The organism is Pseudomonas sp. 3296 (genome assembly GCF_031456615.1).
Taxonomy (GTDB): Bacteria; Pseudomonadota; Gammaproteobacteria; order Pseudomonadales; family Pseudomonadaceae; genus Aquipseudomonas; species Aquipseudomonas mucoides.
In genome coordinates, this window is the sequence record NZ_JAVDUY010000004.1 from 340849 (window position 1) to 365320 (window position 24472).

23 protein-coding genes are annotated in these 24472 nt (G+C 59.9%); 14 read left to right on the forward strand and 9 right to left on the reverse strand.

Annotated features, from left to right (window positions below; translation table 11 throughout):
* The first annotated feature begins 59 nt into the window (after positions 1-59).
* Positions 60-1010 carry a DUF1853 family protein gene (locus J2X66_RS12785; RefSeq protein ID WP_310264761.1) on the forward strand — a complete coding sequence of 317 codons (951 nt, stop codon included), beginning with the start codon at positions 60-62 and terminating at the stop codon, positions 1008-1010.
* Positions 1011-1111: 101 nt separating this feature from the next.
* On the opposite strand, the gene J2X66_RS12790 is transcribed toward J2X66_RS12785, so the two are convergent.
* Together J2X66_RS12790 and J2X66_RS12795 are read right to left on the reverse strand one after the other, a co-directional pair.
* Positions 1112-2395, reverse strand: a complete 1284-nt coding sequence (locus J2X66_RS12790) for an arsenic transporter (RefSeq protein ID WP_310264765.1) — start codon at positions 2393-2395, stop codon at positions 1112-1114.
* A 139-nt stretch (positions 2396-2534) separates the two neighbouring features.
* Positions 2535-3638, reverse strand: coding sequence for a DUF2855 family protein (locus J2X66_RS12795; RefSeq protein WP_310264767.1), 1104 nt, complete (start codon positions 3636-3638; stop codon positions 2535-2537).
* Between the two features lie 55 nt (positions 3639-3693).
* Between J2X66_RS12795 and J2X66_RS12800 the strand changes: the two genes are divergently transcribed.
* Positions 3694-4353, forward strand: coding sequence for a TetR/AcrR family transcriptional regulator (locus J2X66_RS12800; RefSeq protein ID WP_310264771.1), 660 nt, complete (start codon positions 3694-3696; stop codon positions 4351-4353).
* A gap of 115 nt (positions 4354-4468) precedes the next feature.
* Here J2X66_RS12800 and J2X66_RS12805 read toward each other — a convergent pair whose 3' ends face one another.
* Positions 4469-5029 (reverse strand): NADPH-dependent FMN reductase, encoded by a 561-nt coding sequence (locus tag J2X66_RS12805; protein WP_027923395.1) that lies wholly within the window; start codon positions 5027-5029, stop codon positions 4469-4471.
* 176 nt (positions 5030-5205) lie between these two features.
* Between J2X66_RS12805 and J2X66_RS12810 the strand changes: the two genes are divergently transcribed.
* Complete coding sequence (locus J2X66_RS12810) at positions 5206-5466, forward strand: hypothetical protein (protein WP_310264777.1); 261 nt, start codon at positions 5206-5208, stop codon at positions 5464-5466.
* Positions 5467-5554: 88 nt separating this feature from the next.
* Complete coding sequence (locus J2X66_RS12815) at positions 5555-6448, forward strand: LysR family transcriptional regulator (RefSeq protein ID WP_310264780.1); 894 nt, start codon at positions 5555-5557, stop codon at positions 6446-6448.
* On the opposite strand, the gene J2X66_RS12820 is transcribed toward J2X66_RS12815, so the two are convergent.
* From J2X66_RS12820 to J2X66_RS12840, 5 genes are all read right to left on the reverse strand, one after another.
* The gene (locus J2X66_RS12820) at positions 6414-7028 is read right to left on the reverse strand and encodes a GNAT family N-acetyltransferase (RefSeq protein ID WP_310264782.1); all 615 of its coding nucleotides are present in this window, start codon (positions 7026-7028) and stop codon (positions 6414-6416) included. The two genes, J2X66_RS12815 and J2X66_RS12820, sit on opposite strands and share 35 nt — an antisense overlap.
* A 14-nt stretch (positions 7029-7042) precedes the next feature.
* Positions 7043-9298: an Orn/Lys/Arg decarboxylase N-terminal domain-containing protein gene (locus tag J2X66_RS12825; RefSeq protein ID WP_310264784.1), complete on the reverse strand. Its 2256-nt coding sequence runs from the start codon at positions 9296-9298 to the stop codon at positions 7043-7045.
* 127 nt (positions 9299-9425) lie between these two features.
* The gene (gene dnaQ, locus J2X66_RS12830) at positions 9426-10184 is read right to left on the reverse strand and encodes a DNA polymerase III subunit epsilon (RefSeq protein ID WP_027923390.1); all 759 of its coding nucleotides are present in this window, start codon (positions 10182-10184) and stop codon (positions 9426-9428) included.
* 132 nt (positions 10185-10316) lie between these two features.
* Positions 10317-10769 carry a ribonuclease HI gene (rnhA, locus tag J2X66_RS12835; RefSeq protein WP_008028618.1) on the reverse strand — a complete coding sequence of 151 codons (453 nt, stop codon included), beginning with the start codon at positions 10767-10769 and terminating at the stop codon, positions 10317-10319.
* Positions 10770-10859: 90 nt separating this feature from the next.
* Positions 10860-11618 (reverse strand): methyltransferase domain-containing protein, encoded by a 759-nt coding sequence (locus tag J2X66_RS12840; RefSeq protein WP_150780211.1) that lies wholly within the window; start codon positions 11616-11618, stop codon positions 10860-10862.
* Between the two features lie 65 nt (positions 11619-11683).
* Between J2X66_RS12840 and gloB the strand changes: the two genes are divergently transcribed.
* From gloB to fabI, 8 genes are all read left to right on the forward strand, one after another.
* Entirely contained in the window at positions 11684-12451 is a 768-nt protein-coding gene (gene gloB, locus J2X66_RS12845) for a hydroxyacylglutathione hydrolase (RefSeq protein ID WP_310264793.1), read from the forward strand.
* A gap of 99 nt (positions 12452-12550) precedes the next feature.
* A complete protein-coding gene (locus tag J2X66_RS12850; RefSeq protein ID WP_059180962.1) occupies positions 12551-13996 on the forward strand; it encodes a transglycosylase SLT domain-containing protein in 1446 nt (481 codons plus the stop codon).
* A 193-nt stretch (positions 13997-14189) separates the two neighbouring features.
* Positions 14190-16022 carry an extracellular solute-binding protein gene (locus tag J2X66_RS12855; RefSeq protein ID WP_310264796.1) on the forward strand — a complete coding sequence of 611 codons (1833 nt, stop codon included), beginning with the start codon at positions 14190-14192 and terminating at the stop codon, positions 16020-16022.
* Entirely contained in the window at positions 16019-17860 is a 1842-nt protein-coding gene (locus J2X66_RS12860; protein WP_310264798.1) for an extracellular solute-binding protein, read from the forward strand. The genes J2X66_RS12855 and J2X66_RS12860 overlap by 4 nt, the downstream gene beginning before the upstream one ends.
* 4 nt (positions 17861-17864) lie before the next feature.
* Positions 17865-18938, forward strand: coding sequence for a microcin C ABC transporter permease YejB (locus J2X66_RS12865; protein ID WP_027923384.1), 1074 nt, complete (start codon positions 17865-17867; stop codon positions 18936-18938).
* Position 18939: 1 nt separating this feature from the next.
* Entirely contained in the window at positions 18940-19959 is a 1020-nt protein-coding gene (locus J2X66_RS12870) for an ABC transporter permease (RefSeq protein ID WP_310264801.1), read from the forward strand.
* A 1-nt stretch (position 19960) separates the two neighbouring features.
* Entirely contained in the window at positions 19961-21568 is a 1608-nt protein-coding gene (locus J2X66_RS12875) for an ABC transporter ATP-binding protein (RefSeq protein ID WP_310264802.1), read from the forward strand.
* A gap of 24 nt (positions 21569-21592) precedes the next feature.
* A complete protein-coding gene (fabI, locus tag J2X66_RS12880) occupies positions 21593-22387 on the forward strand; it encodes an enoyl-ACP reductase FabI (RefSeq protein WP_008152082.1) in 795 nt (264 codons plus the stop codon).
* Between the two features lie 163 nt (positions 22388-22550).
* Here the strand turns inward: fabI and J2X66_RS12885 are convergent, their stop codons facing one another.
* A complete protein-coding gene (locus J2X66_RS12885) occupies positions 22551-23417 on the reverse strand; it encodes a LysR family transcriptional regulator (protein ID WP_310264805.1) in 867 nt (288 codons plus the stop codon).
* A 114-nt stretch (positions 23418-23531) separates the two neighbouring features.
* On the opposite strand from J2X66_RS12885, the gene J2X66_RS12890 reads away from it, so the two are divergent.
* Both J2X66_RS12890 and J2X66_RS12895 read left to right on the forward strand, forming a co-directional pair.
* Positions 23532-23957 carry a VOC family protein gene (locus J2X66_RS12890; RefSeq protein ID WP_310264808.1) on the forward strand — a complete coding sequence of 142 codons (426 nt, stop codon included), beginning with the start codon at positions 23532-23534 and terminating at the stop codon, positions 23955-23957.
* On the forward strand, positions 23954-24418 hold the full coding sequence (locus tag J2X66_RS12895) for an amidase family protein (RefSeq protein WP_405046771.1): 465 nt from the start codon (positions 23954-23956) through the stop codon (positions 24416-24418). Before J2X66_RS12890 ends, J2X66_RS12895 begins: the two co-directional genes overlap by 4 nt.
* Positions 24419-24472 lie beyond the last annotated feature (54 nt).

Below are 24472 nucleotides of genomic sequence, written 5' to 3' on the forward strand. Positions count from 1 at the left end.
GATAGACAAAATCCTTTCAGCCACAAGGGTGTACTCATGTTTAGGGCTATGCTCGCAAGATGATCCTATTTCCCGATTTGCTCTCGTTGCCCCATCAGTTGCGCCACCCCGAAGTGCGCGACCTGGCCTGGGTCATCCTCGCGCCGCCGATGCTCGTTGATACGCCGTGGCCGCAGCGGCATCCGCTGGCCGGCAGTGAATGGGTGCAAGAACCGCAACGCCTGGAGCGCTGGCTGCGGCAACTGGACCGTGACAGCTATGACTTGCTGCACTGGCTGTCCCAGGCCCGAACCCGGCGTCTGGGCCTGTATTGCGAGCGGCTATGGCAGTACGCGGTGCGTCACGCGCCGGGGATCGAGCTGATCGCCGCCAACCTGCCGATCCGCCGTGAAGGCCACACTCTGGGCGAACTGGACATGCTGCTGCGTGACCGCGACGGCGTGCATCACCTGGAACTGGCGATCAAGCTCTATCTGGGGCCGCAACATGGCGACGGGTATGACACCGCGCAATGGCTCGGCCCCGGCTGTCATGATCGACTGGACCGAAAACTGGCGCACCTGGCTCACCATCAATTGCCCATTTCTGCCCGCGGCGAAAGCCGCGAAGTGCTGGCGGCCCTGGATATCCAGCAGTTCAGCGCACACTTGTGGCTCGGCGGTTACCTGCTGTATCCGTGGCCGGGACAGGCCGAACCGCCCAGCGGCGCGCATCCGCAGCATTTGCGCGGTAGCTGGCTGCATCAGAAGGATTGGGCGGATTTTGTCGTGCAGCGCCCCTTCGGTCGCTGGCAGCCCCTGCCCCGCCATGCCTGGCTGGCGCCGGCGCATTATCCTGCGGAGCAGACCTGGAGCGTCGAGCAATTGAATGCGTGGCTCGGTGCTCTGGAGCCGTTGGCGCCGGCGCAGTTGTTGGTGCGCCTGACCGAGAATGCCGAGGGGGACTGGGAGGAAGCGGAGCGGTTGTTTCTGGTGGCGGATCTTTGGCCGAATGTGCCGGGTAATGGTTGAGGTTTTGTAGCGCCTGAACTGGCCCTATCGCGAGCAGTCTCACTCCTGCAGAAGGAGATTCCATCCAGGAGTGAGCCTGCTCGCGATGAAGCCAACTCGGTCTAAACGGATAACCGCAAGGCCAAAGCCGCCAACGTCACCAACAAAATCGGCACCGTCAACACCACCCCGACCTTGAAGTAATACCCCCACCCGATCCGGATGCTCTTGCGCTCCAGCACATGCAGCCACAACAACGTCGCCAGACTGCCAATCGGCGTGATTTTCGGCCCCAGGTCGCTGCCGATGACGTTGGCGTAAATCATCGCCTCCTTCACCACGCCACTGGCCTGACTGGCATCGATCGACAGCAAACCGATCAGCACTGTCGGCAAATTGTTCATGATCGAAGACAGAATCGCCGTCAGCACGCCCGTGCCCATGGCCGCACCCCATATGCCGTAATGGGCAAAGCCATCGAGCCATCCCGCCAGATACCCGGTCAGGCCGGCATTGCGCAGGCCATACACCACCAAATACATGCCCAGCGAGAAAATCACGATCTGCCACGGTGCTTCTTTCATCACCTTGCGCGTGGAAATCTTGTGGCCGCGCGCGGCAATACCCAGCAACAACGCAGCGCACACCGCAGAAATGGCACTGATTGGAATACCCAGTGGTTCCAAGGCAAAACAGCCCACGAGCAGGATCACCAACACCACCCAACCGGCATAAAACGTCGCCTTGTCATGGATCGCCGTGGCGGGCAGCTCCAGTTGTTCGGGGTCATAGTCTTTCGGAATGTCGCGACGGAAGAACCACATCAGCATCGCCAATGTGGCCGCGACGCTCACCAGGTTGACCGGGATCATTACCGCCGCGTAACGGTTGAACGTGATGTGGAAGAAGTCGGCGGAAACGATGTTCACCAGGTTCGACACCACCAGCGGCAGGCTCGCGGTGTCGGCGATGAAACCGGCGCCCATCACGAACGCCAGGGTCGCCGCCGGGGAGAACCGCAGCGCCAACAGCATGGAAATCACGATGGGCGTGAGGATCAGCGCCGCGCCGTCATTGGCGAACAAGGCCGAGACCAAAGCCCCCAGCAACACCATATAAGCAAAAAGTTTGCGCCCGCTGCCCCGCCCCCAACGAGCCACATGCAACGCAGCCCAGGCAAAGAAACCCGCCTCATCCAGCAGCAAACTGATGATGATCAGCGCCACGAACGTGCCGGTGGCATTCCAGATGATCTGCCACACGATCGGGATGTCGCCCAGGTGCACGACACCGAAAATCAGTGCCAGCACGGCACCGAATACCGCACTCCAGCCAACACCCAGGCCTTTGGGTTGCCAGATTACCAGGGTGATGGTCAGCAGGAAAATGAGTGAGGCGATGAGCATGCAAAGCAACCTTGCGCGGAAAAACAAACCGCGATTCAGCCGCAACGCACGACCAGAGTAAAGCCCCAATTTCTACACACCACGATCCCGTAGCAGCTGGCGGGCAGCGCGAGGCTCGTCAGCTGCTACAACAGGAGGGTTACAGTCGGATGACATGGCCTTGCATTGGCGCGACCTGGCCGTTGAACAGCCGTGTGATCACCGTCTGCGCCGCCTCATAACCGTCACTCTCCACCACCTCCAACAGTGGATTGGCGGGCGCGGTCACTTGCCCATAAAACCGCTGCAACCCCTCGCCGATATGTTGACTGACCCGTTCCGCTCCCCACTCTGCGTTGCGCTTGCGCAGCTGGATCGGGGCGAAAAAGAACACCGGTTGCGGCCCTTCAATGGCGCTCAGTTGTGCCTCGTCGGTGCTTTGCGCGGAACCGGCAAAGCAGCTGTACGCCAGTTGCCCGGCGAAATGCTGATGCACCCGGTCACGCAAACCCAGGTCGCCGGAAAAATCCACATACAGCGTGGGACGATCATTGGCCAGGCTCGCCAGTTCGGCGTATGACACCGTGCGCTCATAACAACCGAGCGCTTCGACGAAGGTCTTGTTGCCGGCGGAAGTCAGCGCCACCCGCTCAATGTCGGGGTGGTTTTCCAGGCACACGGCGGTGCCATAGGCGGTTTTGCTCGAAGCACTGGAAAATACCAGCCGGGTAGCACCAAAAAACTGATTATCCTGCAGGAAATCCGCCAGCATCGATGACGTCAAAAACAGCGGCTTCAGCAAAATCTGCAGGTTTTCGGTGTCGGGGCTGTAGTACGGATCCCAACTACAGCGGGTGTACTGGTTGTAGGCCGAGGTCAATGCCTGCCGGTGCTCGGCGGCATCATAGAACCCTCGATCAGTGACGCGCTCGGGACGCATCCACAGATGACTGGCAATCGGAAAGTAGCCGTAGAAGCGTTCTCCGACCGCGACCCCCTCCACGGTTGACGCGATCACATCGGCAAATCCCCACGCCGGAATGTGTGCCCATTCCTCAAGCCCTGTAGGAAAGAACCCCCAGTAATTCATCGAATCGCCATAAGCGGCGTAGGTGATGTTGTTGGTGGTCAGCGCACAGCGGTCGATTTTCAGAATCACCTCCCCTTCGACGGGAACGAGACTGCGCTGTTCCTGTTCGATTCGACTCTGCTCAAGGGCGTTTTTGCGGGTGATCAGCCGTGTTACCGTGCTCGGACTTTGCATCTTTCAGACTCCTGCTGCGAGTGAGTGGCGGGTAGCACCAGAGTAGTGGCAGCCGATGAAGAGCGGGGTCGGAAACACCAGGGGCATTGCGCCCACCCTCAACCCCCGCGCCAAACCGCTGAAACGGCCGAGTCAGGCCCGGGCGATCTTCACCGTGGAAGCGATTTACGAGGCGTTTGTTCGGATTTGGCGGCGCGATGGCTGGTCCGGGCTGACCACCCGAGCGGTGGCGCTGGAAGCTGGCGTCGCCATCGGGACGTTGTACGATTATTTCCCGAGCAAGGAAGCGCTGCTGTCAGGGTATGTCCGCCACTGCCTGGAAAATCTGTTACAGCACATCGATGAACAGATCGTACGACCCACGCATCTGGATTGGCAGGCGCGAATCAAGCGTTTGATCCGCATCACCTGTGACCCGACCGATGCTGATCAGCCGTTGTTCGACTATGAGTTGATGACCCTTGAACACCAGATCGCCGAACCCAAGCACCATCGACGGGTGTTCCAGGAGCTGTCACAGAAGTGGCGCGAAGCGTTTGCCGCGTGCAGTGATTTGCCTGAGCATCCGTCAGATACAACCATCGATGCCTGGTTGATCACCGCCTGGGGCGGCCGCCGCTATTGCGTGACTGCACAACCGTCGGCGGCACAAACAGCTGCGTGGCTGGCGGAGATCGAGTCGATGATCTGTAGCCGATTGCAGCCCTCCCCTTAGCCCCCAATTCCCTGTGGGGTGAGCCTGCTCGCGATGGCGGTGTGTCGGCCAAATCAACGCCAACTGACACACCGCTATCGCGAGCAGGCTCACTCCTACAGGAGGAACGGTGTTTTCAGACCTTTTTGTGTTGTTCGACCCATTTGCCATAGGCATTGATGAAGCTCTGCAGGAACGGCTTCACCGACTCGGACAATTTACCCGCCTCGTCAAACGCCGAACCCGCCCCTCCCAGATAGGCTTCCGGCTGCTGCATGCACGGCACATCCAGAAACACCATGGACTGGCGCAAGTGGTGGTTGGCACCAAATCCACCGACTGCGCCGGGTGAAACACTGATCACACCACCTGGTTTTCCGCTCCAGGCGCTCTGGCCATAGGGCCGCGATCCCACGTCGATGGCATTCTTCAACGGCGCGGGTACGGAGCGGTTGTATTCCGGGGTGACGAACAGCACTGCGTCGGATGAACGTACTTGCTGCCGGAAAGTGCTGTAGGCTGCCGGCGGTGAAGCACCATCGATGTCTTCGTTGTAGAGCGGCAAGTCGCCGATTTCGACGATTTGTAGCTTGAGATTGGCCGGCGCGAGGTCAGCCAAGGCCAATGCCACCTTGCGATTGATCGATGCTTTTCTCAAGCTGCCGACCACGACAGCGATCGTATAGACGTTACTCATGGAAGATGTCTCGACTGTCCGATGGAAAGAACTTGTAGGTATAGATGACGATTCACCCAGCGGGCTCTGAATTTCACCGCCCCTGACTATTTTTTTCTTGTAGGAAAACTTACTTCGCCCAACCACGGTCTACAGAACCGAAAATTGAGTGATTTATCTCCAGAGGTTCTAAACAGATGGCAGCAGTACTTGTCGGTCAGTTCCATGCAAGAGATGCGGAAGGCCGCGTTTATTCCGTGCATGAGTTCCAGGAATCCACTCCGTCGGCAGACGGCCTCGGCGGCACGGAGCCTGTCACCACCTACAAACTGGCCATTGGCGATCGCGTCAAGAAACTCGATGACAACCAGTTTCTGCTGATCCAATCGGACGTGACCATCGTGCGTGAACCCGACACCTTCGTGGGCAGCGTGCCGGAAGCCAACGTCGCGTCATAACCCTGCGTTATGAGCAGAAGTCATATGCGCGCACTTGAGTTAGGATTCAGCCATTGATTCCCTCACCTGCTGAACATGGACTTCACGCATGCGTTTACGCCATATCGAAGTGATCCACGCGCTTGTGCAGACCGGTCACCTGGGCACCGCCGCCGAATGGCTGCAGTTGCCCGTGACCGAGGTTGAAGGCATTTTGCGCGAGGCCGAGGGTCAATTGGGTTTCATGCTGTTCTCCAGTGTGCGTGGGCGCTTGCAGGCGACCCGCGAAGCGCGGGAGCTAGAGGCACAAATCGCCCACATCTACGAAGCGCTGGAGCCCGTCCAACGCCTGGCCGCCAGCCTCAAGCAGTATCAGGCACCGCCCCTGCGCATCATCTGCACCCCGCCACTCGCCCAACAATTACTGCCCTGGAGCATCGCCACGCTGCGTCGTCGCCTGCCCGATGCGCCTTGCAGCCTGCTGAGCCAATCGACCCGCGAAATCATAAAATCCCTGTTGTTGCGCGAAAGCGATTTAGGATTGAGCCTGCACGATCCCGATCACGCCGACATCCATTGCCAGGTGATTGCCCAAGGCAAGCTCCAGCTGCTGGCACCCCATGGCTGGCTGCAACCCAAGCAGAAATACATTTCATTGCAGGATCTGGCGGGCCAGTCGATGGTCGGCCTCGAAGGCCACGATCCGCTGAGCCGTGCCCTGGAAAACAAATTGCAGGCGTTGCGCCCGGCCCCGGTCGTGCATATCCGGGTGCAGACGCATCAGATGATGCGCAGCATGGTCGAGGCCGGTGAAGGCCTGGCGATTGTCGACCCGTTTACGGCCCTGGGCGCCAAAACCGGTGGGCTGGATGTGTGTCCGCTGGCCCCGGCGGTGCCAGTCAGCGTCTACGCCCTGACTCTGAAAAACGGCGAACCAGCCGCCGCCATTCAGATCCTGCTGGACATCGTCACGGAACAAGCCGCGGTGATGCTGGCGAACTGATCGAGTGTTCCAGCGCATTATCGAACAAGCGATACCAGAACAACGCCACTTCGGCGGTGTTCGGATCGATCCCGCGATAGCGCAAATGATCCATCCCGCCAATCACGTAACCACAACGCTCATAGAGCCGGCAGGCGCCGAGGTTGTTGTTTTGGGTTTCGAGCATGATGCCCGGCAGTTTTTTCTTGCGACTCCAGAACTGAGCCACGTCCAGCAAGGCTTTGGCCACTCCGTGATGCCGGGCCGGGGCATGCACCGCCAGCTCGTCGATATGGGCAAAGCCGTTCCAGTTGGTGCTGACCACCAGATGACCGACCGGCTCATCGTCGAGGTACGCCATGAAAATTGCACTGTCAGCAGCATCGCGAAAGCTGCTGAACTCTTCCGGGTCGATGCCGTAGCACTTTCGATAAGGGGCGATCGGCGTAATCAACCACTGATCGACCGGTTTGCCGATTTCGGCAGCACCATAGGCGGCGACTTCAAAGCTGAAATCACTGCCCCAGATGTAGGCCGCAAAGCCGTCATCGGCGACACGCACCGACAGGCCGGGGTACTTGGGATTAATGACAGGTTGCATACTGGGAAAGGTCCTCATTCCTTGATGCAATCGACGGTGTAGTGCCGTCCATTGCCCTCGTCCTCGTGTTGCAATCCGTGCACATCGACGACGAATCCTGGGAAACTGCTATCAAACGTCCGTGCAAATGAAAGATAGTCGATGATTGACCGGGTCGACTCGGTGAACCGCTCACCCGGCATGATCAGCGGAATGCCTGGCGGATACGGAACCAGCATCACCGCAGCGATCCGCCCGTCCAGGGCATCGATCGACACCGCCTCCACCTCGCCCCTGACCAGATGATCATAGGCGTCAGCGGGCTTCATGACGATTTCCGGCAGCACCGTGTACATGCGCTTGAGGTGTTTAGCCGTGGCATTGCTGCGATAACAGGCGTGCAATTGATCGCATAAATCGCGCAAGCCCATGCCTTGATACCGCCCGACACTCTGTTGCGCCACACAGGGCAGGCAGGTAGCCAGGCTGACGTTGGCGTCGTAGCTGCGCTTGAACTCCAGCAACTCGGTCAACAGCGTGCTCCATTTGCCTTTGGTGATGCCCATGGAGAACAACACCAGGAACGAATACAGCCCGGTCTTCTCGACCACCAGCCCGCGCTCCCAAAGGAATTTGCTGACCACCGCCGCCGGAATACCGCGCTCGCTCAGCGCACCGCCCGCCGTCAGGCCGGGCATGACCAGGGTGACCTTGATCGGGTCGAGCAACACGTAATCGTCGGTGACCCCGCCAAAGCCGTGCCAGTCGGCATCGGGTTGCAGCAGCCAGTCTTCGGTGACCACGCGATCAATGCCTTCCACCGACGGCGGCTGCCAGATGGAAAACCACCAGTCATCCGCCGCGATGTGCTGCCGCAGGTTAGCCAGGGCGCGACGAAAGCTCAGGGCCTCGTCGAACATCTCCTGCAACAGCGAACGCCCGGCCGGCCCTTCCATCATTGCCGAGGCCACGTCCAGCGAGGCAATGATGCTGTACTGCGGCGAGGTGGAGATGTGCATCATGAACGCTTCGTTGAAACGGTCGCGGTCCAGTTGCCGCGCCCCACCGTCCTGGACATGAATCATCGAGGCCTGGCTGAATGCGGCCAGCAACTTGTGCGTAGAGTGCGTGCTGAACACCAGCGGGCCGTCTTCACTGCGCGAGGTGCCCATGCCGTAGCGTCCGGCGAAGAACTCGTGAAACGCCGCGTAGGCGTACCAGGCCTCGTCGAAATGCAGCACCTCGACGCTGTTGCCCAGGTTCTGCTTGATCAACTCGGCGTTGTAGCAGAGGCCGTCGTAGGTCGAATTGGTGATTACCGCCAGCTTGACCTTGGGCGCTCGGCCCTGGGTCAGCGGGCTGGCGTCGATTTTGGCCTGGATTGATTCGCGGCTGAATTCGCTCAATGGAATCGGGCCGATGATCCCCAGTTCATTGCGTTCCGGGCACAAGTACAACGGGATCGCGCCGGTCATGATGATCGAATGCAACACTGACTTGTGGCAGTTGCGATCCACCAGCACCAGGTCATCGCGCGCAACCATGGAATGCCAGACGATTTTATTGGCGGTCGAGGTGCCATTGATCACGAAAAAGGTGTGATCGGCGCCGAAATTGCGCGCGGCGCGGGCTTCCGCCTCGGCCAGCGGACCGGTGTGATCGAGTAGAGAGCCCAATTCGGGCACCGACACCGATAAATCCGAACGCAGGGTGTTTTCCCCGAAAAACTGGTGAAACGCTTGCCCTACCGGGCTCTTGTGATATGCCACGCCACCGCCGTGGCCCGGGGTGTGCCAGGAATAATTGGAGTCGGCGGTGTGTTGCACCAGCGCCTTGAAAAACGGTGGCAACAAACCGTCCAGGTACTTGCGCGCAGCCCGGGCCACTTGCCGGGCCAGGAACGGCACGGTGTCTTCGAACAGGTAAAGAATCCCGCGCAGTTGATTGAGCTCGGCCATGGCATCGGCCGGCGCGTTTTCCAACGTCACTTGCTCGCCGAGAGCAAAGATCGGAAGGTCCGGCGCCCGCACTCGCGCCAGGCCAATCAGCTCGGCCATGTTTTGCAACAAATGCGAGTGCGTACCAGGGTCTTCGGCGGCAATCAACATGCAGGAAAGGCCGTGATGGGTCGACGCGACCAGCCGCCCTTCGGCGTAATCCACCGCCGAAACGATGCTGAAGCCTTCCTGCTCCAGCTCCCGGGCGATGCCCCGCACGCGATCACCGGCGACGGTGTCGGCCTTGATATCGCGGTGGACAATCAGGACCGGGAATTTCAAATCTTTATACATGGGGCTCAGTGTCCTGAGGCGGCAGACCGTGGCCTGCCAATATCCTCAGGGTAGAGGGTTGAGGCGGATGTGGCGAGTGGCGATGCCCCAAACTGGGTCACCGGCAGCCCAAACACGACCTGAAGAATCAGGCCTGGGCCTTGGCGTCCGCCAGTTGCTGCCACAGTGACGGGGCACCGGCGGCTTTCGCGATGGCTTCAAGGCGTGCGACATGCTGGGCCAGGTCATCTTCGCTGGCGCGGATGATTCGGGCACGTGGGCGGTCGGCTGGCAAGCGGCGGATTTCGGTAGCGGAGTTGTCCGCGCCTTCGCCGGAACCATTACCGTCTGACGCATTACCGGCCAGCGACAGGCTGGTCTGGCCACCGGTCATGGTCAGGTAAACGTCGGCAAGGATCTCGGAGTCGAGCAACGCGCCGTGCAGTTCACGGCCCGAGTTGTCGACGCCATACCGCTTGCACAAGGCGTCGAGGCTGTTGCGCTGCCCAGGGTGACGCTCCCGGGCCATCATCAGGGTATCGAGGATCGAGCAGTGTTGCGTGATGTCCGCACGCTCGTGCTGGCCCATCAGGGCGAATTCGTTGTTGATGAATCCAACATCGAACGCCGCGTTATGGATGATCAGCTGCGCGCCTTTGATGAACTCGAAAAACTCATCGGCCACTTCAGTGAAACGCGGCTTGCCCACCAGGAACTCATTGGTGATGCCGTGGACGCCAATGGCGCCTTCGTCACTCTCGCGATCCGGCTGCAGGTAAACGTGAAAATGCCGACCGGTCAGGCGCCGACCGATCAACTCGACACAACCGATTTCGATAATCCGGTGGCCGTCGGTCACCGGCATGCCGGTGGTTTCGGTATCGAGTACAACGGATCTGGTGGCCATCAGTGCTCAGCTCTCAACGGGTCAATCGTGCAAAAGCGGCGATATTAACACGCTCGCCCGGGTCTTTCAGAGACACCGCGTTTTGCCTGTCGCGAGCAAGCTCGCTCCTACAGGGAACGATCAATGTGTGATTTATGCCTGTTTGTAGCCGCGCACTTCATCCACGCCCCGGTTGGCCAACTGGTCAGCCCGCTCGTTACCATGGTGACCGATATGCCCACGCACCCATTTCCAGGTGACGTTGTGGCGATTGACCTGCTCATCCAGCAGCTTCCACAAATCAGCATTTTTAACCGGCTCTTTTGCCGCTGTTTTCCAGCCGCGCTTCTTCCAGTTGTCCATCCATTCGTTGATGCCTTTCATCACGTACTGTGAGTCGGTCACCAGCAGCACGTCGCAGGAGCGCTTGAGCTCTTCGAGGCCACGAATCGCGCCCATCAACTCCATGCGGTTGTTGGTGGTATTGGCTTCGCCGCCCCACAGTTCCTTTTCAACGCCTTTGCACACCAGCAGTGCGCCCCAGCCGCCAGGGCCCGGGTTGCCTTTGCAGGCGCCGTCAGTGAAGAGTTCTACGCTATCGCTCATGCCAATCTATCCAGAAAATGCGGTGGCTCGCCGATTCGTGATCGACGATGCCCGAGGCCGGGACTGACCCGGCCGGAAAAATAAAAGGTATTACGGGTCGATGCGACGGCGATTGACCTTGGCCATCGGCAAGGGAATCAGCTTGCCCATCGGTTCGCGTCGTTCCTGACGCAATGGACGCAAACCCACGACAATCTTGCGCGCCACCAATAAATAGAAGCCGCCGCCCGACAGTTGCCAGTCACCGGCCTTGCGCTCCCAACCGGCCAGACGAGCTTGCCAGGCCGGTGACGCAAGCGGCGGACGATAGCACCCGAAGCGGCGTTTCTCCAGCGCGAAACCCAGCAGGTTCAGCCAGTCGGCAACGCGTGACGGCGAGATACAGCGCGCCTTGCGCATCGCGTCATGGGCGAACACATGGCGCAGGCCCCAAGTGCTCCAGGGATTGATGCCGATGATCAGCAAATGCCCGCCGGGCCGCACGCTGCTCGCCGCTTCGCGCAGCAAACCGTGGGGCGACAGGCAGAAATCCAGCCCATGCTGCAACACCACGACGTCGGCCGCGTGCTCGCTCAACGGCCAGGCTTGCTCTTCACACACGATCTCGACACCGGGCAACGGCGCACCGAGGCGCACATTGCGCTGCACTTGCGGAGCAGACGGTGGTGTCTGGGCCGACGGACCGTAATGCACCAGGTAACCGCCGAAGAAACGCCCCAACTCGTCTTCGAGCATGCGTCGTTCTTCGTCCAGCAAAAATTGCCCGATGGGGCCGGACAGCCATTCACGGGCCGCGCTGATCAATGTCAGCCACTCGGGATCAGCCTGAGCGAACGCTTTATCGGTCATTGCATTCTCCAACGCGCCAGGAAGTTCTAAGATGCGCCATTGTTTTCCGCTTGGCGAATCCGACGATGATACAGATCAGTGCCCTGCCCGCCTTCACCGACAACTACATCTGGTTGTTACAAGACCACCGCACCCAGCGCTGCGCCGTGGTCGATCCGGGCGATGCCGCGCCCGTGCAGGCCTGGCTTGCGGCGCATCCGGGTTGGGTATTGAACGATATTCTGATCACTCATCACCACCATGACCACGTCGGCGGCGTCGAGCAGCTGAAAAAAGCGACAGACGCAACAGTCTACGGCCCCGCCAGCGAATCCATCCCGGCACGGGACGTCGCGCTCAAGGACAACGACCGGATCAGCGTGCTCGGCTGGGACTTCGACGTGTACGCCGTCCCCGGCCATACCCTGGGGCACATTGCCTACTACCACCATGGTTTGCTGTTCTGCGGTGACACCCTGTTTGCCGCCGGTTGTGGCCGTTTGTTCGAAGGCACGCCGGAACAGATGCACACCTCGCTGACACGCCTGGCTGCATTGCCCGAAGACACGCTGGTGTATTGCACCCACGAATACACCCTGAGCAACCTCAAGTTTGCCGCAGCGGTCGAGCCAGAAAACTCCGACACCGCCGAGCGCCTCGCCATAGTGACCCAACAACGCCAGGCCGGGATCATGACCCTGCCGTCGACCCTGGCCCTGGAAAAGCTCACCAACCCGTTTTTACGGGTTGATGAAACATCTGTTAAAGAAAAAGTGGACGAACGGAATGGCCCCGATAACCGGGCTCCGAGTGCGGTCTTTGCTGCGTTGCGGGCTTGGAAGGATACGTTCTAAGCCGTCATCCTATTGCAATGAAAATTCTGAATGGTTGACCGCAGGGGGTACCCTTTCTAGAATCGGCCGACATTTTTGCCCGGAACTTACTTCCAGCCAATGTCGTCATCTATTCGTAAAGCCATCAATTCAGACGCATTGACCCGCTTGGCTCAAGCCATCGCGGTGGCTGTGTCCGCCACTCTGGCGGGCTGTTCCAGCCATGTGCCGCAGACCGACGCGGCCCATACCCCGAATATTGCCGCTCGCGCCAAACAGAAACCGATCTGGCTCAGCGAAAAACCCTCGCCGCAAGTACCGCAGGACGTCTGGGAGCGCATGCGCCAGGGCTTCCAGTTGCAGGACGGCCTGGGCGTCAACCCGCGTATCGAGCAACAGCGACTGTGGTTCGCCAGTAACCCGTCCTTCCTTGAAAACGCCGGCGAGCGCGGCAGCCTGTACATTCACTACATCATCGAACGCCTTGAAGAACGCAACATGCCGCTGGAACTGGCGCTGCTGCCGGTGATTGAAAGCGCCTACAACCCGATGGCCTATTCCCGAGCCGACGCGGTGGGTCTCTGGCAGTTCATCCCGTCCACCGGGCGTTACTACAACCTGCGCCAGACCCGTGCCTATGATGGCCGACGCGACATTACCGCCTCGACCACCGCGGCCATGGATTACCTGACCCGCCTGCACGACATGTTCAACGGGGACTGGCTGCTCGCCCTTGCCGCCTACAACGCCGGTGAAGGCACCGTCAGCCGGGCCATCGAGCGCAACGAAAGGCTCGGCCTGCCGACCGACTACTGGAACCTGCCGCTGCCAGCCGAAACCCAGGCTTACGTGCCGAAGCTGCTGGCCTTGTCGCAAGTGGTCCTATCGCCCGAAGCCTATGGTGTGAACCTCAGCCCGATCGCCAACGAACCGTACTTCCAGGTCGTCGAAATCAACCAGCGCATGGACCTGTCCAAGGTCGCCGAGGTTGCCAACATCGACGAAGACGAACTGTTCCAGCTCAATCCGGCGTTCAAACAGCGCACCACTCTCGATGGTCCCCAGCACTTGCTGGTGCCAACGTCCAAGGCGCAGTTGCTGACCACCAGCCTGTCGACCATGCGTCCGGAAGAACTGATCAGCAAGAAGCCTCGCAAACCGGTCTTCGAAGGCGCAGACGATGTTCAACTCGCCAGCGTCAAGCGCACCACTTACCGGGTCAAACGCGGCGACAATCTAGGCACTATCGCCAAGGCCAATAAAGTCGACGTCGAAGACTTGCAACGCTGGAACAAGTTGACGGGCAAGCACCTCAAGACGGGCCAGACCCTGGTGATGCAGGACACGACCAAGCGCAGCAACGGTCGCGTCAACACGGTCGTCGCCGCCAACAGCAAAGCCGACAAAAAGAAGCCGCAGACCCAATACAAGGTCCAGCAAGGCGATTCGCTGTACATCGTCGCCAAGCGCTTCAACGTCGAGATGCAGCACCTCAAGCGCTGGAACCCGCGCGTCGGCCAGGCGTTGAAGCCTGGGCAGATGCTGGTAGTGTCTTCGCCACGCTAAAAGAGCCCCTGAATTCAGGGGCTTTTTTTCGCCTGAAGGTTTTCACTATTCCCTGTAGCAGCTGGCGAAGCCTTCCGCTACAAGGGCCCGCAAGTTCAATTAACCCTGCATTAACCCCCCGTCTTTTTCCTGTCGATACAAGCTGTTACTGTACGGGCCACAATGCCCAAGCCGCCTGGATCGGATCTCTGACTTGAAGCGTCCCCTCCTCCTGCTCCTGATCAGCCTGGCCTTCAGCTCCCCCGCAAGCGCGACGATCAGCGAAAGCCACGGTTATGCGCAGTTCGGCACGCTCAAGTACCCGGCCCGATTTACCCACTTCGACTGGGTCAACCCGCAAGCGCCCAAGGGCGGTACGTTGCGGGTGATGGCGTTTGGCACCTTCGATACGCTCAATCCTTATACCTTCAAGGGCTCAAGCCCGGTTTCCACCCCCAACTTCCTGCAGTACGGCATCAACGAGCTCAATGAGCCACTGATGGTCGGCACCGGCCAGTACGCACCGTCCGGCGACGAGCCGACCTCCAGTTATGGCCTGATCGCGCAATCGGTGGAATACAGCGAGGACCGCAGTTGGGTGGTGTTCAACCTGCGGCCCGAAGCGCGGTTCCACGACGGTTCGCCGATCACCGCTTACGACGTCGCGTTCTCCTACCGCTTGTTGCTCAAGGAGGGGCATCCGCAGTACCGCACCAGCCTTCAGGAAGTCGCGCGGGTCGACATTCTTAACCCGCAGCGCATTCGTTTTGTGTTCAAGCGCGCCGGCAACCCATTGCAGATCCTGCGCCTGGGCGAATTACCGGTCATGTCACAGCACTACTGGAAAGGTCGCGATTTCAAGGCGACCACCTTCGAGCCGCCCCTGGGCAGCGGGCCGTATCGCATCACATCAGTAACGCCCGGACGGCAGATCGTTTTCGAACGGGTCAAGGATTACTGGGGCAAGGACCTGGCGGTCAATCGCGGCAAGTACAACTTCGATCGCATGGAAGTCGAGTTCTACCGCGACAGCGACGTCGCCTTCGAAGCGTTCAAGGCCGGCGAGTTCGACGTTTACATCGAGCATCAGGCGAAGAACTGGGACAACGGCTACAACTTCCCGGCAGTACGCCGCGGCGACGTGATCAAGGCGCAGATCCCGCATCAGATCCCGACCCAGAGTCAGGGCCTGTTCATGAACACCCGACGCCCGACCTTCGCCGAGACCAAAGTCCGCGAAGCCCTGGGGCTGATGTTTGATTTCGAGTGGACCAACCGCACACTGTTCAGCGGTGCCTACAAACGCGCCATGAGTTATTACCCCAACAGTGAGTTCGAAGCCACCGGGCTCCCGGTCGGTCACGAATGGCTGATGCTCAAGCCCTATCGCGAGCAGATGCCCGCCAAGCTCTTCACCGAGCCGTTCAGCCTGCCACGCACCGACGGCCGCGGCATCCCCCGGGAAACCCTGCGCAAAGCCCTCGGGCTGCTCGCTGAGGCCGGCTGGAAGCTCAATGGCCAACGGTTGCAGAATGCCGTCGGGCAACCCCTGCAATTCGAGATCCTGCTGGTCAATCCGAACCTGGAGCGCATCCTCCAGCCCTACGTCGAAAACCTCACGAGCATTGGCATCGACGCGCGGCTGCGCACCGTTGACCGCGCCCAGTACAAACAGCGTCTCGATCAGTTCGACTTCGACATGATTCTGATGACCCTCAACCAGACCCTCAGCCCGGGTCTGGAGCAGTGGCAGTATTTCCATTCCAGCCAGGTCGGGGTCAAGGGCAGTAAAAACTACGCCGGCATCGCCAATCCGGTGGTCGATCACTTGCTCGAACAACTGCTCGCCGCCCAGAGCCGCGACGAACAAGTCGCCGCCGGCAAAGCCCTTGACCGCGTGCTGCTGTGGCAGCACTACATCATTCCCAACTGGTACCTCAATTATCATCGCCTGGCCTACCGCAGCCGGTTCGCCTTTGTGACCACGCCGCCCTATACCCTGGGCCTGAGCGCGTGGTGGCTGAAGTCTTCGGAGAAAGATCAATGAAACCCGTACGCACCCTGCTGTTGCAGGCCAGCGGTCTGCTGTTCGCCGGGCTGGCCTGCGCCGCCCCGCAACACGCGGTGACCCTTTATAACGAGCCGCCAAAGTACCCGGCAGACTTCAAGCATTTCGATTACGTGAACCCGGATGCGCCCAAGGGCGGGATCTTTCGCCAGGCCGGTTTCGGTGGCTTCGACAGCCTCAACCCGTTTATCAGCAAGGGCGTGCCGGCCGACGATATCGGCATGATCTACGACACCCTCGCCCGGCAAGGTCTGGACGAACCGTTCACCGAATATGGCCTGGTGGCCGGCAAGATCGAGAAAGCCCCGGACAACAGTTGGGTGCGTTTCTACCTGCGCCCTGAAGCGCGCTTCCACGACGGCCATCCGATTCGCGCAGAAGACGTGGTGTTCAGCTTCCAGATGCTGACCAAGGACGGCGCCCCGCTGTATCGCGGTTACTACAACGACGTCGAGGAAGCGGTCGCCGAAGACCCGCTCACTGTGCTGTTCAAGTTCAAGCACTCCAACAACCGAGAGCTGCCGCTGATCCTCGGCCAGTTGCCGGTATTGCCCAAACACTGGTGGGCCAACCGCGATTTCAACAAGGGCAACCTGGAAATGCCTTTGGGCAGCGGTCCTTACAAAGTCAGCGAAGTGAAGGCCGGACGCTCGATTCGCTATGAGCGGGTCAAGGACTACTGGGGCAAAGACTTGCCGGTCAATCGCGGGTTCTACAACTTCGATGTGATGACCACCGATTACTACCGCGACAACACCGTGGCGCTCGAAGCACTCAAGGCCGGGCAGTTCGATTACTGGCTGGAGATGACTGCGAAGAACTGGGCCAACGCCTACAACGTTCCGGCCGTTACCGAAGGCCGGCTGATCAAGGAACAGATCCCCAACGGCAACCCCACCGGCATGCAGGGTTTCGTGTTCAACCTGCGTCGCCCGCTGTTCCAGGACGTGCGCGTGCGCCAGGCCCTGACCTTGTTGCTGGACTTTGAATGGACCAACAAACAGTTGTTCAACAGCGCCTACGCGCGCACCCGCAGCTATTTCGAGAACTCGGAAATGGCCGCCACCGGCCTGCCGGATGCCGATCAACTGGCGATCCTCGATCCGTTTCGCGGCAAGATCCCCGAGCAAGTGTTCAGCGAAGCCTTCGAGAACCCGACGACTGACGGCAGCGGCATGATTCGCGACCACCAGCGCCAGGCCTATCACCTGCTGCAAGAGGCCGGCTGGCGGATCGTCGACGACAAAATGGTCGACGCCACCGGCAAACCGGTGACCATCGAGTTCCTGCTGGCCCAGACCGAATTCGAGCGCGTGCTGCTGCCGTTCAAGCGCAACCTCAGCGACCTCGGGATCGACCTGGTGATCCGCCGCGTCGACGTCTCGCAGTACATCAACCGCGTGCGCTCACGGGACTTCGACATGATCGTCGGCAGCTTCCCGCAGTCCAGTTCACCCGGCAACGAACAGCGTGAATTCTGGATGTCGGCCGCCGCTGACAAACCCGGCAGCCGCAACTCCATGGGCCTCAAGGACCCGGTGGTGGACCAATTGGTCGAGCAACTGATCAACGCCGATTCACGCAAAAGTCTGGTGGCCCATGCCCGCGCACTGGACCGCGTGCTGCAATGGGGTTATTACGTGATCCCCAACTGGCACATCAAGACGTGGCGCGTGGCGTACTGGAACCACATCGGTCATCCGAAAATCTCCCCCAAGTACGATATCGGCATCAACACCTGGTGGGTCAAGCCAGACGCGACACCGGCGATAGAAGTCGAAACCAAACTGCAAGCCGACCCTGCGGGCACGGAGTAATCAGATGCTGGCGTATATTTTTCGGCGACTGCTGCTGATCATTCCGACCTTGTTCGGCATCTTGCTGATCAACTTCGTGATCATCCAGGCTGCGCCCGGCGGGCCGGTGGAGCAGATGATCGCCAAGCTCGAAGGCTTTGAAGGCGCCACCAGCCGCATTGCCGGTGGCGGTGCCGAAGTGTCGGTGGCCGGTTCCGCCTATCGCGGCGCCCAGGGCCTGGACCCCGCATTGGTAAAAGAAATCGAGCACATGTACGGCTTCGACAAATCGGCGCCGGAACGCTTGTGGATCATGGTCAAGAACTATGCGTCGCTGGACTTCGGCGACAGCTTCTTTCGCGATGCCAAGGTGATCGACCTGATCAAGGAAAAGATGCCGGTTTCGATCTCCCTCGGGTTGTGGAGCACGCTGATCATGTACCTGGTGTCGATCCCGCTGGGGATCGCCAAGGCGACGCGGCACGGCAGCCATTTCGATGTCTGGACCAGTTCGGCGATCATCGTCGGCTACGCGATCCCGGCGTTCCTGTTTGCGATCCTGCTGATCGTGGTGTTCGCCGGCGGCAGCTATTTCGACTGGTTCCCGTTGCGTGGGCTGACCTCGAATAATTTTGCCGAACTGAGCATGGGCGGCAAGATCCTCGACTACTTCTGGCACCTGGCCTTGCCCGTGACGGCGCTGGTGATCGGCAACTTCGCGACCATGACCCTGCTGACCAAAAACAGCTTCCTCGACGAGATCAACAAGCAGTACGTGGTCACCGCCAAGGCCAAGGGTCTGACCCGCCACCGCGTGCTGTACGGCCATGTATTCCGCAACGCCATGTTGCTGGTGATCGCCGGATTCCCGTCGGCATTCATCGGGATTTTCTTCACTGGCTCGTTGCTGGTGGAAGTGATTTTCTCCCTCGACGGCCTCGGCCTGATGAGTTTTGAAGCGGCGATCAATCGCGATTACCCGGTGGTGTTTGGCACGCTGTTTATCTTCACCTTGCTCGGTCTGGTGGTGAAACTGATCGGCGACCTCACCTACACCTTTGTCGATCCGCGCATCGACTTCGAAAGCCGGGAGCATTGAGATGAACCTGTCCCCGCTCAATCGACGGCGCTTCGAACTGTTCAAGGCCAACAAGCGTGGCTGGTGGTCGCTGTGGCTGTTTCTGCTGCTGTTCGGCCTGAGCCTTGGCGCCGAGCTGATCGCCAACGACAAACCGCTGGTGGTGCATTACGACAACAGCTGGTACTTTCCGGCGCTCAAGCGCTACCCGGAAACCACCTTCGGCGGCGAGTTCCCGCTGGAAGCCAACTACAAGAGCCCGTACATCCGCGAACTGCTCAAGGCCAAGGATGCCTGGGTGCTGTGGGCGCCGATTCCGTTCAGCTACCAAAGCATCAACTACGACCTGAAAGTCCCGGCCCCGGCGCCGCCGTCGACGGATAACCTGCTGGGCACCGACGATCAGGGGCGCGATGTGTTGGCGCGGGTGATCTACGGTTTCCGCATTTCGGTGCTGTTCGCCCTGACCCTGACCATTCTCAGTTCGATCATCGGCGTGATTGCCGGGGCCTTGCAGGGCTTTTACGGCGGCTGGGTGGACCTGGCCGGGCAGCGTTTCCTGGAAATCTGGTCCGGGTTGCCGGTGCTGTACCTGCTGATCATCCTCGCCAGCTTTGTGCAGCCGAACTTCTGGTGGCTGTTGGGGATCATGCTGCTGTTTTCGTGGATGAGCCTGGTGGATGTGGTGCGCGCCGAGTTCCTGCGCGGGCGCAACCTCGAATACGTGCGCGCGGCGCGGGCGCTGGGGATGCAGAACGGCGCGATCATGTTCCGCCACATCCTGCCCAACGCCATGGTCTCGACCATGACGTTCATGCCGTTCATCCTGACCGGCGCCATCGGCACCCTGACCGCGCTGGATTTCCTCGGCTTCGGTTTGCCGCCCGGCGCACCGTCGCTGGGGGAGCTGGTGGCCCAGGGCAAATCCAACCTGCAAGCCCCATGGCTCGGCATCAGCGCGTTTGCGGTGCTGGCATTGATGTTGAGTTTGCTGGTGTTTATCGGCGAGTCCGCTCGCGATGCCTTCGACCCGAGGAAGTGAAATGAATCAGGACAATCTGATCGAAGTGCGCGACCTGTCCGTCGAGTTTGGTATCGGCGAGCGTGCTCAGCGCGTGGTCGAAGGCGTGAGCTTTGATATCCGCCGCGGCGAAACCCTGGCACTGGTTGGTGAAAGCGGTTCCGGCAAATCGGTCACGGCCCACTCGATCCTGCGGCTGCTGCCCTACCCGATCGCCCGGCACCCGACCGGCACCATCGAGTACGCCGGGCACAACCTGCTGAACATGGGAGAGAAGACGATCCGCCACATCCGCGGCAACCGGATCGCGATGATCTTCCAGGAGCCGATGACTTCGCTGAACCCGCTGCACTCCATCGAAAAGCAGATCAACGAGGTGCTGGGCATCCACAAAGGCCTGATCGGCAAAGTGGCGACCAAGCGCACGCTGGAACTGCTGGAAATGGTCGGGATTCCCGAGCCGGAAAAGCGCCTGAAAGCTCTGCCCCACGAATTGTCCGGTGGCCAGCGCCAGCGGGTGATGATCGCCATGGCCCTGGCCAATGAACCGGAATTGCTGATCGCCGACGAGCCGACCACCGCGCTGGATGTGACCGTTCAGCTGAAAATCCTCGAATTGCTCAAGGAATTACAGGCCCGTCTGGGCATGGCGCTGCTGCTGATCAGCCACGATTTGAACCTCGTGCGAAGAATTGCGCATCGCGTATGTGTCATGCAGCGCGGTTGCATCGTCGAACAGGCATCGTGCGAAGAGTTGTTCCGCGCGCCGCAGCATCCGTACACTCGGTTACTGCTGGCAGCGGAGCCCAGCGGCACGCCGGCGACCAATGCAGTCGGGCCGCCATTGCTGCAAGTCGAGGACTTGAAAGTCTGGTTCCCGATCAAGAAAGGCCTGCTGAAAAAGACCGTTGACCACATCAAAGCGGTGGACGGGATCAATTTCAGCCTGCCTCAGGGGCAGACCTTGGGGATCGTGGGTGAAAGCGGTTCAGGCAAATCGACGCTCGGCCTGGCGATTTTGCGGTTGATCGCTAGCAAAGGCGCGATCCGTTTTGAAGGCAAGCAGCTAGACTGCCTGACGCAGAACGAAGTTCGACCGTTGCGCCGCGAGATGCAGGTGGTGTTTCAGGACCCGTTTGGCAGCCTGAGCCCGCGGATGTGTGTAAGCCAGATCGTTGGCGAAGGCCTGCGGATCCACAAGATGGGCACCGAGGCGGAACAGGAACAGGCGATTATTGAGGCATTGAAGGAGGTAGGTCTGGATCCGGAAACCCGGCACCGCTACCCCCACGAATTTTCCGGCGGGCAACGGCAGAGAATCGCCATTGCCCGGGCATTAGTGCTAAAACCGGCGTTGATTTTGCTGGACGAGCCGACGTCGGCCCTCGACCGCACCGTCCAACGCCAAGTGGTGGAGCTGCTGCGTTCACTGCAAACCAAGTACAACCTGACGTATTTGTTTATCAGCCATGACCTGGCTGTCGTCAAAGCGCTGAGCCACCAGCTGATGGTGGTCAAGCATGGCCAAGTGGTCGAACAGGGAGACGCGCAAAGTATCTTTGCCGCCCCCCAACATCCGTATACACAGCAGTTGCTGGAAGCCGCTTTCCTGGCACCAGCCACTGCGTAATAACCTGAAAGAGAGGAGCAACACATGGGTTTTCTCGCCGGTAAGCGCGTACTGATCGTCGGTGTCGCCAGCAAGCTGTCCATCGCATCCGGCATCGCTGCCGCCATGCATCGCGAGGGCGCTGAGCTTGCCTTCACTTATCAGAACGACAAACTCAAGGGTCGTGTCGAAGAGTTCGCCCAGAGCTGGGGTTCCAACCCTGACCTGTGCTTCCCGTGCGACGTGGCCAGCGATGAAGAAATCGCCAAGGTCTTCGTTGAACTGGGCAAGAAGTGGGACGGCCTGGATTGCATCGTGCACTCCGTCGGCTTCGCCCCGGGCGACCAACTGGACGGCGACTTCACCGAAGCCACCACCCGTGAAGGTTTCCGCATCGCTCACGACATCAGCGCCTACAGCTTCGTGGCCCTGGCCAAAGCCGGCCGCGAAATGATGAAAGGCCGCAACGGCAGCCTGCTGACCCTGTCGTACCTGGGCGCCGAGCGCACCATGCCGAACTACAACGTCATGGGCATGGCCAAGGCCTCGCTGGAAGCTGGCGTACGTTACCTGGCCGGTTCCCTAGGCCCGGACGGCACCCGCGTCAACTGCGTATCGGCTGGCCCGATCCGCACCCTCGCCGCTTCCGGCATCAAGAACTTCCGCAAGATGCTGGCTGCCAACGAAGCGCAAACCCCGCTGCGTCGCAACGTCACCATCGACGAAGTCGGCAATGCCGGCGCCTTCCTGTGCTCGGACCTGGCATCCGGCATCAGCGGCGAAATCATGTACGTGGACGGTGGTTTCAACACCACTGCGATGGGTAGCCTGGAAGAGTGATCTTCAGCTAGCCAATAAAAAACCCGCCGATCTGGCGGGTTTTTTATGCCTGCGATTCCAGAAACCAATGCGATCCCCCGCAGGAGTGAGCCTGCTCGCAATAGCGGTGTATCAGTCGACATCTGTTTTGAATGTAAGGCCGCTGTCGCGAGCAGGCTCACCCCTACAGGGGATTTGTGTTTAGGCACTGGGCGAACAGTTGCTGGATCGGCTGCGCGCGCTGGCTATAACGCTGTAACAACACGATCTCCCGATAAAACGTCAACTCACTCAACGCGATGATCCTGACCTTCGCCCCATACTCCAGCCACAACCCTGCTTCCGGCAGCAGCGACACGCCCAACCCGCATTCAACCATTTTCACAATGGCTTCCAGTTCATCCAGCTCCAGCGCCACGTTAACGTCAATCTGCTGTTCACGCAGAAACCGCGTCACCAGACGTCCGCCGAACGAGTTGCGGTCATAGCGCACATGCGGATGACTGGCGAGGATGTGTAATGGGTCATCGCCCTCAAGGTCCATCGGAACGATCAGCACGAACGGCTCCCGGCGAATCACCTGCGCCGACAACTCCTTGGGCAGCTCAAACGGCGGCTTGATCAAAATGGCCAGGTCTACCTCACCGGTGTCCACCTGACTCAACAGATTCAGCGACACGCCCGGCACCAGTTTCGGCTCCAGCAACGGTGCCTGCTGCCTCAACCGCAACAACGTCTGCGGCAACAACCCGGTCTGAGCCGTGGCCACAGCACCAATCTTCAACTCGCCGCGATACTCGCTGACGTCATCACTGACTGCCATGCGGCTGAACGTGTCCAGCATCTCTCTGGCCATCGGCAACGCCCGTTGCCCCGCGGCATTGAGAATTGCCTGGCGCCCGGTGCGGTCGAACAACCGGATACCCAACGTCTGCTCCAGATTGCGCATTTGAGCGCTGACCGCCGACTGCGTGAGACCGATGTGCATTCCGGCCGCCGCAAAGGTGCCGTACCGCGTCACGGCAATGAACGTCTTGAGTTCGCGCAGCATGATCGCCCCTGATTGATCGAAATAATTTGAGCTCGACGCAAAAACTATCGTCCTTTAATCAAAAAGCACAGCGCTAAACTCAGCATCACACAACGACCATCCGAGGCTTGATCGATGCAATTGTCCCCTTTCCACTTGGCAATCCCGGTGTATGACCTGACCACCGCACGAAATTTCTATGGCGAGGTGTTTGGCCTGGAAGAAGGCCGCTCCAGCGATCACTGGGTCGATTTCAACTTTTTCGGCCATCAACTGGTGATTCACCTCGCGCCGAAAAACGTCTCCCAGGAAGCCGCGCACACCAATGCCGTGGACGGCCATAACGTGCCGGTGCCGCATTTCGGCGTGGTCTTGAGCATGAATGAATGGGAAACGCTGGCGCAGCGACTGACCGCGCGGGGCACGGCGTTCGTGATCGAACCGGGCATTCGCTTTCAGGGCCTGGTGGGCGAACAAGCCACCATGTTCCTCTTCGATCCTTGCGGGAATGCGCTGGAGTTCAAGGCGTTCAAGGACATCAGTCAGTTGTTTGCCAAATGATCCGCCCTGTCCCGGACGCCACACGTCGCAGCGAGTCGGTGATCAACGGTGAGACAACTCCTCTGGCCATCGCAGAATCGATGATCGAACGCATTCTTGCGCAGGAACCGGATATCCAGGCCTTCGTCTCGTTCGACACTCGACAGGTACGCGCCGATGCCGCGCAGAACAAGGGTCAAGGGCTGCTGGCCGGCGTGCCCGTGGGCATCAAGGACATCTTCGACACCGCTGAGTACCCCACGCTTTGCGTTGGCGCTGGGCACCCAGACCGCTGGCTCATTGCTCAAGCCGGCGTCCTACTGCGGCCTCTTTGCCTTCAAACCGGCATTGCCAACCCTTCGACGCCATGCTCGGCGCCTCTTGCGGGATGGTCGCGCCTGTCGGCCTTGAAAACACCGGACCGTCAGACTTCATCAAGTTCTGGGGAGCGTTTGGCTGGCCGCAGATCAATCTGCCCTTGAATCGCACCGACGGTCGTCTACCGATCAGGTGACAGCTGATCGGACGGTTCAGAG